Raw genomic sequence first — 12,501 nt, forward strand, 5'->3', positions numbered from 1 at the left:
GTCCTACTTCTTCTCGTCCTCGTCGTCGATGACCTCGGCGTCGACGACGTCCTCGTCGGACTCGTCGGCCTGGGCACCGCTCGCGTTGGCGTCCTCACCGGGCTCGCCGGCGGCGCCGGCCGCGGCGTCCGCCTGGGCTCCAGCGTAGATCGCCTCGCCGAGCTTCTGCTGCGACTGCGACAGCTTGTCGAACGCGGTCTTCACGGCCTCGTCGTCGTCGCCCGCCAGCGCGGTCTTCAGCGCGTCGACGTCGCCCTGCACCTCGTCCTTGACGTCGGAGGGCAGCTTGTCCTCGTTGTCCGTGATGAGCTTGTCGGTCGAGTAGGCGAGCTGCTCGGCCGAGTTGCGGGTCTCGGCCGACTCGCGGCGCTGCTTGTCCTCGGCCGCGTGCTCCTCGGCCTCGCGCACCATGCGGTCGATGTCCTCCTTGGGGAGGCTCGAGCCGCCGGTGATCGTCATCGACTGCTCCTTGCCGGTGCCCTTGTCCTTGGCGGACACGTGCACGATGCCGTTGGCGTCGATGTCGAAGGTGACCTCGACCTGCGGGATGCCGCGCGGCGCCGGGGCGATACCGGTGAGCTCGAACGTGCCGAGCGGCTTGTTGTCGCGGGTGAACTCGCGCTCGCCCTGGAACACCTGGATCGCGACCGACGGCTGGTTGTCGTCGGCGGTCGTGAACGTCTCGCTCCGCTTGGTCGGGATGGCCGTGTTGCGCTCGATGAGCTTGGTCATGATGCCGCCCTTGGTCTCGATGCCGAGGCTCAGGGGGGTGACGTCGATCAACAGCACGTCCTTGCGCTCGCCCTTGAGGACGCCCGCCTGGAGCGCGGCGCCCACGGCGACGACCTCGTCGGGGTTCACGCCCTTGTTGGGCTCCTTGCCGCCGGTCTCCTGCTTCACGAGCTCCGAGACGGCGGGCATGCGGGTCGAGCCGCCGACCAGCACGACGTGCGCGATGTCGGAGACCTTGATGCCGGCCTCCTTGATGACGTCGTCGAACGGCTTCTTGGTGCGGTCGAGCAGGTCGGAGGTCATGTTCTCGAACTGGGCGCGGGTGAGCGTCTCGTCGAGGTTGGCCGGGCCGTTCTCGGTGAGCGAGAGGTAGGGGAGCTGGATGCTCGTCGACATGCTCGACGAGAGTTCCTTCTTCGCCTGCTCCGCGGCCTCCTTGAGGCGCTGCAGCGCGATCTTGTCCTTCGAGACGTCGACGCCGGTCGACGACTTGAACTGCTTGATCAGGTGCTCGACGACGCGCTGGTCCCAGTCGTCGCCGCCGAGGCGGTTGTCACCGGCGGTCGAGCGCACCTGGATGGTCGAGAAGTCGTCGTCCTTGCCCACCTCGAGGAGGGACACGTCGAACGTGCCGCCGCCGAGGTCGAAGACCAGGATGAGCTCGTCCTCCTTGCCCTTGTCGAGGCCGTAGGCGAGCGCGGCCGCGGTCGGCTCGTTGATGATGCGCAGCACGTTCAGGCCCGCGATCTCGCCGGCCTCCTTGGTCGCCTGGCGCTCGGCGTCGTTGAAGTACGCCGGGACGGTGATGACCGCGTCGGTGACGGTGTCGCCCAGGTACTGCTCGGCGTCGCGCTTGAGCTTCTGCAGGATGCGTGCCGAGATCTCCTGCGGCGTGTACTTCTTGCCGTCGATCTCGGTGGTCCAGTCGGTGCCCATGTGGCGCTTGACCGACGAGATGGTGCGATCGACGTTGGTGACGGCCTGGCGCTTCGCGGTCTCGCCGACGAGCACCTCCCCGTCCTTGGTGAACGCGACCACCGACGGGGTGGTGCGCAGGCCCTCGGCGTTCGCGATGACGGTGGGCTCGCCACCCTCGAGGACGCTGACCACGGAGTTGGTCGTTCCGAGGTCGATTCCGACTGCACGTGACATGTGTTGCATCTCCTTACGTGTCCGATGCGACGGCGCGGATGCCCCGCGACGCGACGCGTCCGGACGTGATCCGGGCGTGGGCCCGGGTCGAAGTCGTGGCGTCGAGGAAGACTTGAGCCTCGACGAATCAAGTTTCACACCGCCCGAATCGGGTGTCAAATCTCGCGGGCCAAAGTTGAGTCGAATCGACTCAACTCACGGCGCGCACTCAGGATTCGCAGCCCACGGCGTGTGGACGGGCGCGCGCGGTCGCTCAGGCGCCGGGGCGGGCCCCGGGCGCCGGCTCCTCCACGACGGGCTCCGCCGCCGGCACCGACCCGGTCGCGTCGTCGAACTGCGCCGACAGCAGTCGGTACGAGCGCGTGGTGAACGCGACCAGCGCGACGGCGACGAGGACGAGCCCGGCGAAGAGGAACACGAGCGCGATGCCGCGCGCGTCGCCCTCGCCGAGGAGCCAGCCCCACGTCGCCCGCCCGGCCGACCCCTCCATGTAGGGGATCACCCAGAACTCGGCGATCGGCGCGACCAGGAATGCGGTCACCGGCGCCGCAGCCGACTCGAGCGCCTGCGCGAACCCGAACACGCGACCCTGCCGCCGGAAGGTGACGACCTTCTGGATGACGGTCTGCTCCGCCGCCTCGACCACCGGGACGATCGCCATGTACACCCAGATGCCGGCCGCGTAGAGCCACCACCACTCGCGCAGCGTGAAGGCCGCGCCGAGCACCCCCATGCCGACCACGACCAGGAGCATGGTGCGGATGGGGTTGCGCCCCAGCCCGAACTTCGCGACCGCCGCCCCGCCGATGATGAAGCCGGTGGAGGTCACGCCCAGCACCACGCCCCAGACCTCGACCGGGAACAGGGTCAGGCCGTACGGGTCCATGAGGGCGATGTACGCGCCGCCGATGAGGTTGTTGAACGTCGTGAAGACGATGAGGGCGAACAGGCCCGGCACGCCGCGGATCGCGGCGATGCTGCCGCGGACGTCGATCGCCGGTGCGCGGCCGTCCTCGGCGACGGGCTGCTCCTCGGGGATCTTCAGGAACAGCAGGTGCACGAGGGCGGCGCCCGTCGCGACGATCGCGACCAGCAGGGTCCACCCCATGCCGAGCAGGCCGACCGAGAGCCCCGAGAACACGCTCGTGACCATGAACGCGATGCCCTGCACCGTGCCGACCATGCCGTTCGCGTTGGCGTGCCGCTCGACCGGCACGAGCAGCGTCACCGTGGTCGAGAGGGCGATGTTGCGCATGTTCTCGATCACCGAGCCGAAGAGGATGATGCCCGCGAACAGCCAGAACCACGGCCCGCCGAGGTCGACGAGCGCCGCCTCGGGCTGCAGCAGGTAGCACACGCCCGCGACGCAGAACGCGACGAGCGTCACGATGCTCGAGAAGACCATGACCGCGTGCTTGCGGTGCCGGTCGACGATCGTGCCGAACACCATCGAGAACACGGCGACGAGCAGCATGTAGACGCCGCCGATGATGCCGGTCGCGAGCACCGACCGCGTCTCGAGGTAGACCCAGAACGTCAGCGCGAACCAGAGGAAGCTCGTCGTGACGTTGGCGACGAGCGTGTTCGCGAGCACCTGCACGAACACGCGCATGCCGCCGGGCGGCGGTTCCGGATGCTCCGCGGGCGCGCCCTGCACGCCCGCGTCGGTCGTCGCGTCGCCCGTCGGCCCGGTCGCATCCGAGCCTGCTCGATCCCCCTGCACCCGGGCATGCTAACCCCCGCCCCCGACACCGCACACCCCGCGCCGCCCCGCCCTGCCCTGCACCGCACGTACGCGACCGGGACTTCCGCTCGCCGAGCGGGAACCGTAGAGTTCGGGAACGCGCGATGCGCGGGGGCAGCACAGCGAGGGGAGCGCACGATGGGGTCGAGCACGAGGCTGGTGGGCGGCATCGCCGTCGCATCGCTGGCACTGGCGGGGTTCGGCGCGGCGGGCGCGGTGGCGGCACCCGGCACGCCGGGGCAGCCGAAGTACACCGCCGGCGACGAGGGCGGCGGCGATCCGTACTTCCCGTACGCGGGCAACGGCGGCTACGACGTGCAGCACTACGACCTGGACCTCACGTACACGCCGCCCGCGGCGAGCCCGGCACCGGTCGAGGGCGACCTGGACGCCGTCGCGACGATCGACCTGGTCGCGACGCAGGACCTCGACCGCTTCAACCTCGACCTGCGCGGACTCGACGTCACGGCCGTCACCGTCGACGGCAGGCCGGCGGCCTCGATCGCCCCGCCGGCAGCCGGGCAGACGGTCGACGGAGCCGCGTTCTGGCAGGTGCAGGACGGCGCCGCGCGTGCCTGGGAGCTGACGATCCAGCCGCGCCCGAAGCTCAAGGCCGGGCAGGAGGTCGAGGTCGTCGTCGAGTACGGCGGCACCACGACCCGTCCGCAGGACATCGAGGGCGCCCTGTACGGCTGGGTCACCACTCGCGACGGCGCGATGGTCGTCAACGAGCCCGAGGGCGCGATGACCTGGTATCCCGTGAGCGACCTCCCGACCGACAAGGCGACCTACGCGTTCGAGATCACCGTCCCCGAGGGCAAGGTCGCCGTCGCGAACGGCATCCAGCCCAAGCCGGCGGAGACCGCCGACGGCTGGACGACGTGGTTCTGGGACGCCCCCGACGCGCAGGCCAGCTACCTGACGACCGCCTCGGTCGGCGACTACGAACTGCGCGAGAGCGAGACCGCGAGCGGCCTGCCGATCATCGACGCGGTCGACGACGGGCTGACGTCGTCCAACCTCGCGACGACGAATGCGAGCCTCGCACTGCAGCCCGCCATGATCGCGTTCTTCGAGTCGCTGTTCGGCGACTACCCCTTCGTCGCCTACGGCTCGATCGTCGAGGACGACTCCGTCGGCTACGCGCTCGAGACCCAGACGCGGCCCGTGTACTCGAGCGTCGCACGCGAGAGCACCGTCGCGCACGAGCTCGCCCACCAGTGGTTCGGCAACGCCGTGAGCCCCGAGGCGTGGCAGTACATCTGGCTGAACGAGGGGTGGGCGACCTACGCCACCTGGCTGTGGGACGAGGAGCAGGGCGGCCCGACCGCGCAGGACGAGTTCGAGAACGTGCTGGCGCTCGCTCCCGGGAACCCCGCCTGGAGCGACGTGATCGGAGACCCGGGGCCGACCGGGCTCTTCGCGGGTGCCGTGTACTTCCGCGGCGCCGCGACCCTGCATGCGCTCCGCCTCGAGGTCGGCGACGACGACTTCTTCGCCGCGACCCGGCTCTGGCTGGAGCGCTACGACGACGGGTCGGCCACGACCGACGACTTCCAGGCGGTGTACGAGGAGGTCTCCGGCCTCGACCTCGACGACCTCTTCGAGACCTGGCTGTACACCCCGGAGAAGCCCGTCCTCTGACCCGAGGGCCCACGACCCCCCGCACGCGCCGAGTCCGGCCGGGTGCGGGCGCTCAGCCCCCGGCGAGCGCCCGCACCGATGCGGGCACCGGCACGCCCGGCGGCGTGCCCTCGGCGGCGACCGGCTCGCCCCACCGTGCGGCCAGCGGCACGACGCCGGTCCACTGCGGCGGCTCGTCCGGTTGCTCCGGCTCGTCGCCCGGCCCGCCCGCTCGCACCTTCATGACCACGTCGTCGAGCGCGAGCCGCAGCACGCGGGTCGCGGCGCGCTCCTTTCGGGTGTTGCCGCGCACCTCGGCGGTGCGACCCGGCAGCAGCCGCTCCGACAGCGCGAGGAGCGCGGCCTCGTCGTCGTCGACCGGCTCGAGGCATCCGTAGACCACCGCGCTGCGGTAGTTCATCGAGTGGTCGAACAGCGTGCGCGCGACGACCATGCCGTCGAGGGCCGTGACCGCGAACGCCACCGGAGACCCGGATGCCGCGGCGCGCAGCGCGAACCCGCCGCCGGTGGAGCCGTGCACGAGCAGCGCCTCGCCGTCGCGGGCGTAGGCCATCGGGATCACCACCGGGGCGCCGTCGACGACCGCCGACAGGTGGCCGACCAGCTGCTCGTCGAGCAGGCGGTGCAGGGCGGGGCGGTCGACGACCTGGCGGTCGCCCAGGCGGCGGATGCGGCGGGGCGGGGCGGTGGCGGGCATGCGACCATCGTGCGGGGCATACTGGTCGCGTCGGCAGTCCAGTCGATGACGATTCGATCAGACCAGTGGGGTGCCATGGACGGACCGCTCCTCACCCTCGTGCCGGACGACGCCCGCCCCATCGGCGTGCAGCTCGTCGCGGGCCTGCGCGCGGGCATCCTGGGCGGCGCGCTGCACGCCGGCGACCCGCTGCCGTCGACGAGGCGGCTCGCGACCGAGCTCGGCGTCTCGCGCAGCTCGGTCGTCGCCGCGTACGAGCAGCTGGCGGGCGAGGGCTACCTCGAGACCCGGCAGGGCGCACCGACGCGGGTGGCCGCCCTCGACGCGCACGCCGCGGCGGACGCGACCGCGCGCCGGCCGCACCACGACGGCGTCGCATGGGCGACCGAGCCCGGCGCACTCCCGGCAGGCACGGTCGAACCCGGTGCCATCGAACCCGGTGCCATCGAACCCGGTGCGATCGACCTCCGGCCCGGGCGCCCGTCGACGGCGCGCGTCGACGCGCGTGCCTGGCGCGCCGCCTGGCGCGCGGCCGCCGCGGCCGGGATCCCCGCCGACCCGTCGCCGCCGTTCGGCGAGCCCGCACTGCGCGCCCAGCTGGCCGACCACCTGCGCCACGCACGGGGCGTCGCGTGCGCGGCCCCGGACGTCGTCGTCACCGCGGGCACCTCCGAGGCCCTCGCGCTGCTCGCGACCGCGCTGCGACGAGCGGGCGGCCCCGGCACGCCGCGCATCGCCGTCGAGGACCCCGGCTACCCCGACGGGGCGGCCGTGCTGCGCGCCCACGGAGCGGACACCGTGCCCGTCGCGACCGGCCCGGACGGCATCGACCTGGTCGCACTCGATGGGCTCGGCGCGGTCGACGCGGTCATGGTCACGCCGAGCCACCAGTACCCGCTCGGCGGGCGGCTGCCCGTGGGCGACCGGCTCGCGCTGCTCGACCTGGCGCGCGAACGCGACGCCGTGGTGATCGAGGACGACTACGACTCCGAGTACCGCCACACCGGCGCCCCGCTGCCGGCCCTCACGTCGCTCGACGCCGACGGCCGGACCGTGCTCGTCGGCAGCCTGTCCAAGGTGCTCACGCCGTGGCTGCGCGTCGGGTACCTGGTGCTGCCGAGCGCCGCATCGAGCTCCCGGGCCGGCGCCGCACTGCGCACCGCCGTCGACGAGGTGCGGGGCGTGACCGAGGGCCCGGTGGCCGGCCCGGTGCAGCTCGCGCTCGCCCACCTGCTCGCAACCGGCGCGCTGCGCCGCCACATCGCCGCCACGCGCCGCGAGTACGGGCACCGACGACGCCTCGTGCTCGCGGCGCTCGGCGACCTCCCCGGTGCGCGGCTGCACGGCCTGGACGGGGGACTCCACGCGGTGCTCGAGGTGGACTCCGCGGCATCCGCCCGCGATCTCGTCGCGCGCCTCGCCCGCGACGGCGTGGTCGTCGCACCGCTCGCCGACTACGCGGCGAGCCGCCCGGCGCGACGGCACGGCATCGTCGTCGGCTACGCCGGCGTGACCGACACCGCGCTCGCGACGGCGCTGGGCCGCATCCGCGAGCACCTCGGCGCCGCGTAGCGCGCAGCGGCCGGCGGGGGCGCCGCTCCGGCGGGAGACCGGGCCTCCCCTGCTGCGACCGGCGGGCGTAGGATGCGAGCATCCCACAGGGATGCCGCGGGCGGGGCGACGCGGCGGGAGGTCGGCGCGGGGCGCCGGCCCGGGTCCGAGGGGGCCACGATGACCATTCCCACGACACCGTCGGCGGCGGCCGCCGCGGCGGCGCAGTACGGGCGCGGCGCACGGCGCGCCGCCGGGCGTTCGGTGCGTGCCGACGTGCCGATCACGGAGCACGCGCGGCTCGCGGCATCCGACCGCGACCCGGTCGCGATCCTCGAGCGCCAGGCGGCCTCGCGCGTCGCCTCGCTCATCGCGATCCGACACGGGCGCATGGCGGCCTCGCCGTTCGCGTTCTACCGCGGGGCTGCGGCGATGATGGCGCACGACCTCCGGCGCGAGCCGGACTCGGGCATCGTCACCTGGCTCTGCGGTGACGCCCACCTGTCGAACGTCGGGCTCTACGCCTCCCCCGAGCGCGCGCTGGTGGTCGACGTGAACGACTTCGACGAGACCGCGCCCGGCCCGTTCGAGTGGGACCTGAAGCGCATGGCGGCGAGCTTCGAGCTCGCGGCACGCGCGCGCGAGTTCGACGACGCGGTGCGCGGAGAGATCGTGGGCGAGGTCGTGCGCGCCTACGCCGACGCGATGGACGGCCTCGCGGGGGCGCCCCGGCTGCACCTGGCGACCGCCACCGTGAGCGCGTCGACGCTGCTGGACACCGCCGGGCGCACCCTCGACGCCGGCAGGACCGATCGGGTCGCGGCGGCGATCGCGAAGGCCCACCGGCGCGACAGCCGCCAGGCGGCGCGCAAGCTCACCGAGGAGGTCGACGGCGAGACGCGCTTCCGGTCGCAGCCGCCCCTGCTCGTCCCGCTGCGCGAGGTCGCCGACCACGCCGCCACCACCGAGCAGGAGGCCCGCGAGCGGGTGGAGGCGCTCCTGGAGCGGTACCGCGACTCGCTCCCGGCGGACCGGCGGCAGGTGATCGACGGGTACGCGTTCGTCGATGCGGCCATGAAGGTCGTGGGCGTCGGCAGCGTCGGCACCCGGGCGTGGGTCGTGCTGCTGCGCGGCAACGGCCGCCGCGACCTCCTGATGCTGCAGGCGAAGGAGGCGCAGCGTTCGGTGCTGGAGTCGACGGCCGGCCCGCACGCGTTCGCGCACGAGGGCGAGCGCGTCGTGCGCGGCCAGCGCATCATGCAGGCGCTGAGCGACCTGCTGCTCGGATGGCTGACCGCGGAGGGCTTCGACGACGTGCCGCGCGCCTTCTACGTGCGCCAGTTCCGCGACTGGAAGGGCTCGGCGGACCCGTCCGTCATGGAGCCGGACACCATGCGCGTCTACGCCCAGTACTGCGGCGTGCTGCTCGCCCGGGCGCACGCACGCGGGGGCGACGCGGCGACGATCGCCGGGTACGTCGGCCGGGGGGAGGCGCTCGCCCGGGCGCTCGTCGCGTTCTCCGGCGCCTACGCCGACCGCACCGACGAGGACCACCGCGCGCTGCTCGACGCGATCGCGAGCGGACGCGTCGAGGCCGCCGAGGGGTGAGGCGGATACCGCGGCGCGACCGCGCCCGGGTCGATCGCGCACCCGCACCCCGCGAGCGGGCCCTGTACACGCCGCCGCGCCGGGCGTAGGATCTGGCGCGGACGCCCGCTTCGGGCATCCGCCACCGGAACGGAAGGAGAGGACTCATGCAGACCGTCGACGTCGCGCGCCTCGCCGACCCCCTTCCCTCGGAGGCCTCCCGCTAGACACCGGCGGCCTCCACGTCCTGGAGACCCCATTGTCAGCAGATGACCTCGCGCCCTCCGGCGCACCCTGGCCCGTGCTCCGGTTCGACACCGTCGAACCGGGCGCCGGGCAACGCTGGTCCACGTGGCCGGCGACCACCCCGTCCGAACGCGGCCCCGAGCCGCGGCCCGACTGGATCGTGACCTCGGCCTCGGCCGTCGACACCGAGCTCGGCATCGTGAAGTCGGGCAAGGAGGCCGACGTGTTCCTGGTCGAGCGCGCCGTGCCCGGCGACGCGCGGCAGCGCTCCGTGCTCGCCGCCAAGCGGTACAAGGCCGCCGACCGCTCCGACTTCCGCCGCTCGGAGGTCTACACGGCCGGCCGCCGTGAGAAGAAGACGCGAGACACCCGCGCACTCGCCCGCGGGTCGACCTACGGGCGCGCCCTGGCCGCAGGCCGCTGGGCGGGCGCGGAGTTCGCCGCGCTGTCCGAGCTCTGGTCGGCCGGCCTGCCCGTGCCGTACCCCGTGCAGGTCGCGGGCACCGAGCTGCTCATGGAGTTCGTCGGCACCGACGGCGCCGCCGCACCCCGGCTCGCCCAGGCACGCGGCGAGCCGGCGGAGCTCGACGACTGGTTCGAGCAGGTGCGCGCGCTGGTGCTCGGCTTCGCGCGCACGGGCTACGCGCACGGCGACCTCTCGCCCTACAACCTGCTCGTGCACGACGGGCGCGTCGTCGCGATCGACCTGCCGCAGATCGTCGACCTCGTCGGCAACCCGAACGGCATCGACCTGCTGCACCGCGACTGCGTGAACGCCTGCGGCTGGTTCGTGCGCCGTGGCGTCGAGGCGGCGGACCCCGAGTTGCTCTTCGCGGACGCGCTCGCCGTCGCGCTGCCCTGACGGGTGCGGGCGCGACGGCGGCCGCCCGGCGCGTGGATGTCGCGGGCCGGGCGGGCCGGGCAGGCGCTACAGTGCAGTCGACACGGTCGATGCCGACTGCGCGGATGCCCCGTCCGTCAGCCCACGGCCACGCGCTGTTCACCCGACGGAACGAGGCTTACGCACATGACGCACCCGACCGAGACCACCACCGGGCCCGCGACCACTCGCGTCGGGCTCTGGCCCGTGACCGCCTGGGCACTCTGGGACTGGGGATCCGCGGCGTTCAACGCCGTCGTCACGACGTTCGTCTTCACCGTCTACATCACCAGCGCCGGGTTCGGCGAGCCCGGCACGGTGGAGGCGCAGCTCGGCTGGGCGCTCGCGGCGGCGGGCCTGCTCATCGCCGTGCTCGCGCCCGTCACGGGCCAGCGCTCGGACACCAGCGGGCGCCGCAAGCTCTGGCTCGCGGTGAACACCTACATCGTCGTCGCGCTCACCGCGGCGATGTTCCTCGTGCAGCCCGCCCCCGAGTACCTGCTGCTCGGGCTGGTGCTGCTCGCGGCCGGCAACGTCTTCTTCGAGTTCGCGGGCGTCAACTACAACGCCATGCTCGCGCAGGTGTCGACGCCCCGGACGATCGGGCGCGTCAGCGGATTCGGCTGGGGCATGGGCTACGTGGGCGGCATCGTGCTGCTGCTCATCGTGTACTTCGGCTTCATCGCGCCCGAGGTCGGGCTGTTCGGCGTGACCGGCGAGCACGGGCTCGACGTGCGCGTCACGGTGCTCGTCTCGGCGATCTGGTTCGCCCTGTTCGCGCTGCCGGTGCTGCTCACGGTGCCCGAGTACCGGCCGCCGGCCGGTGCGGGGCGCGAGCGGATCGGCCTCCTCGCCTCCTACGTGCGCCTCGGCCGCGACATCGCCCGCCTCTGGCGCGAGCGGCGCAACGTGGTGTGGTTCCTGCTCGCCAGCGCGGTGTTCCGCGACGGCCTGGCCGGCGTCTTCACGTTCGGCGGCGTGCTCGCCGCATCCGTCTTCGGCTTCTCCGCGGGCGAGGTCATCGTCTTCGCGATCGCCGCGAACGTCACCGCGGGCGCCTCGACCATCGCGGTCGGCGCGCTCGACGACCGCCTCGGGGCGAAGCCGGTCATCATCACGGCCCTCGCCGGACTCGTCGTCTCGGGCCTCATCGTGTTCTTCCTGCACGACGGCGGGCAACTGGTCTTCTGGACCGCGGGACTCGCGCTCACGCTGTTCGTCGGTCCCGCCCAGTCGGCCAGCCGGAGCTTCCTCGCCCGCATCATCCCCGCCGGCCGCGCGGGCGAGGTGTTCGGACTGTACGCCACGACCGGCCGCGCCGTGAGCTTCCTCGCCCCGACCATGTTCGCGCTCTTCGTCACGATCGGCGGCGAACCGTACTTCGGCATCCTCGGCATCGTGCTGGTGCTCGCCGTCGGGCTGGCGCTGCTGATCCCGGTGCGCGCGGAGGCCCGCTCGCTCGACTGAACGGAACGGCCCCGGGCCCCCGAGGAGGCGGCGGGCGTCATCACAGGTGGAGCGAACAGGGCCCACGGCTTCGGTACTGTGATGTTCCACGCACCTCGCGGCCCCGCCGCACCGACCGAGAGGCCGACGGTCAACTCGTGACGACGACACTCCATGCACGGCGACTCCACCTCCGCCGCATGCGCACGGTCGCCTACCTCGGCGTCATCGCGGCCTGGTCGTTCTCCGTCGGCATGGGCGTGCTGCTCGAGCCGCCGGAGTGGATCCGCCTGCCCGCGCTGTTCATCCACCTCGCCTCGCTGATCGTCGGCCTCGGCGCCGTGGTGATGGTCGAGTGGCACGGCCTCCTGTGGGCGACGGGGTGGAGCACCGTGCGCGAGGTCGTGCAGGCCGACAAGACGCTGATCCTCCCGATCTGGGCGGGACTGATCGGACTGCTCGCGACCGGAGCGGTGCTCGAGCCGAACCTCGAGTCGCCGCTGACGGTCCTGAAGCTCTGCTGCGTGCTCGTGCTCTCGCTGAACGGCGTCGCGCTGACCCGCTGGACGTGGGAACTCGGTCGGCTGCCCGCGAAGGCGCGGTTCCGCTCGCTCCCCGGGCGGCTCCAGGTGTGGTTCATCAGCAGCGGCATCTTCTCGCAGCTCGCCTGGTGGACCGCAGTGGCCATCGGGATGTGGAATTCCGCGGGCTGACGCCGCTCGCGCGCACCCACGCACCTTTTGGGCAGCCGAACTCCTCGATATATGCTCGCTTCCAGCCCCCACCACCGACGTGAGGACGACCCGATGCCCGCAGTCGACG

Annotated in this window: 9 protein-coding genes; 6 read left to right on the top strand and 3 right to left on the bottom strand. The window is 72.9% G+C overall.

Annotation, left to right across the window (positions count from 1 at the left end; all coding sequences use genetic code 11):
* Positions 1-3: 3 nt before the first annotated feature.
* Together dnaK and ABZK10_RS04525 are read right to left on the bottom strand one after the other, a co-directional pair.
* Positions 4-1,884 carry a molecular chaperone DnaK gene (gene dnaK / locus ABZK10_RS04520; RefSeq protein ID WP_353807997.1) on the bottom strand — a complete coding sequence of 627 codons (1,881 nt, stop codon included), beginning with the start codon at positions 1,882-1,884 and terminating at the stop codon, positions 4-6.
* A 253-nt stretch (positions 1,885-2,137) separates the two neighbouring features.
* Positions 2,138-3,496 (bottom strand): MFS transporter, encoded by a 1,359-nt coding sequence (locus ABZK10_RS04525; RefSeq protein ID WP_353809601.1) that lies wholly within the window; start codon positions 3,494-3,496, stop codon positions 2,138-2,140.
* A 270-nt stretch (positions 3,497-3,766) separates the two neighbouring features.
* On the opposite strand from ABZK10_RS04525, the gene ABZK10_RS04530 reads away from it, so the two are divergent.
* Positions 3,767-5,272: a M1 family metallopeptidase gene (locus ABZK10_RS04530; RefSeq protein ID WP_353807998.1), complete on the top strand. Its 1,506-nt coding sequence runs from the start codon at positions 3,767-3,769 to the stop codon at positions 5,270-5,272.
* Between the two features lie 52 nt (positions 5,273-5,324).
* On the opposite strand, the gene ABZK10_RS04535 is transcribed toward ABZK10_RS04530, so the two are convergent.
* On the bottom strand, positions 5,325-5,969 hold the full coding sequence (locus ABZK10_RS04535) for a pyridoxamine 5'-phosphate oxidase family protein (protein WP_353807999.1): 645 nt from the start codon (positions 5,967-5,969) through the stop codon (positions 5,325-5,327).
* Between the two features lie 75 nt (positions 5,970-6,044).
* Between ABZK10_RS04535 and pdxR the strand changes: the two genes are divergently transcribed.
* From pdxR to ABZK10_RS04560, 5 genes are all read left to right on the top strand, one after another.
* Positions 6,045-7,541 (top strand): MocR-like pyridoxine biosynthesis transcription factor PdxR, encoded by a 1,497-nt coding sequence (pdxR, locus tag ABZK10_RS04540; RefSeq protein ID WP_353808000.1) that lies wholly within the window; start codon positions 6,045-6,047, stop codon positions 7,539-7,541.
* A gap of 159 nt (positions 7,542-7,700) precedes the next feature.
* The gene (locus ABZK10_RS04545; protein ID WP_353808001.1) at positions 7,701-9,128 is read left to right on the top strand and encodes a DUF2252 domain-containing protein; all 1,428 of its coding nucleotides are present in this window, start codon (positions 7,701-7,703) and stop codon (positions 9,126-9,128) included.
* A 238-nt stretch (positions 9,129-9,366) separates the two neighbouring features.
* Positions 9,367-10,215 (top strand): serine protein kinase RIO, encoded by an 849-nt coding sequence (locus ABZK10_RS04550; RefSeq protein ID WP_353808002.1) that lies wholly within the window; start codon positions 9,367-9,369, stop codon positions 10,213-10,215.
* A gap of 165 nt (positions 10,216-10,380) precedes the next feature.
* Positions 10,381-11,700 carry an MFS transporter gene (locus tag ABZK10_RS04555; RefSeq protein ID WP_353808003.1) on the top strand — a complete coding sequence of 440 codons (1,320 nt, stop codon included), beginning with the start codon at positions 10,381-10,383 and terminating at the stop codon, positions 11,698-11,700.
* Between the two features lie 137 nt (positions 11,701-11,837).
* Positions 11,838-12,392, top strand: coding sequence for a hypothetical protein (locus tag ABZK10_RS04560; RefSeq protein WP_353808004.1), 555 nt, complete (start codon positions 11,838-11,840; stop codon positions 12,390-12,392).
* Positions 12,393-12,501: the final 109 nt, after the last annotated feature.

Source organism: Agromyces sp. SYSU T00194, assembly GCF_040496035.1.
Classification (GTDB): domain Bacteria; phylum Actinomycetota; class Actinomycetes; order Actinomycetales; family Microbacteriaceae; genus Agromyces; species Agromyces chitinivorans.

Excerpts from the sequence above, each read along its gene's own strand:
- ABZK10_RS04555 (WP_353808003.1), top strand. The coding sequence starts at position 10,381 with ATGACGCACCCGACCGAGACCACCACCGGGCCCGCGACCACTCGCGTC.
- ABZK10_RS04535 (WP_353807999.1), bottom strand. The coding sequence starts at position 5,969 with ATGCCCGCCACCGCCCCGCCCCGCCGCATCCGCCGCCTGGGCGACCGC.
- ABZK10_RS04525 (WP_353809601.1), bottom strand. The coding sequence starts at position 3,496 with ATGCGCGTGTTCGTGCAGGTGCTCGCGAACACGCTCGTCGCCAACGTC.
- pdxR (WP_353808000.1), top strand. The coding sequence starts at position 6,045 with ATGGACGGACCGCTCCTCACCCTCGTGCCGGACGACGCCCGCCCCATC.
- ABZK10_RS04545 (WP_353808001.1), top strand. The coding sequence starts at position 7,701 with ATGACCATTCCCACGACACCGTCGGCGGCGGCCGCCGCGGCGGCGCAG.
- dnaK (WP_353807997.1), bottom strand. The coding sequence starts at position 1,884 with ATGTCACGTGCAGTCGGAATCGACCTCGGAACGACCAACTCCGTGGTC.
- ABZK10_RS04530 (WP_353807998.1), top strand. The coding sequence starts at position 3,767 with ATGGGGTCGAGCACGAGGCTGGTGGGCGGCATCGCCGTCGCATCGCTG.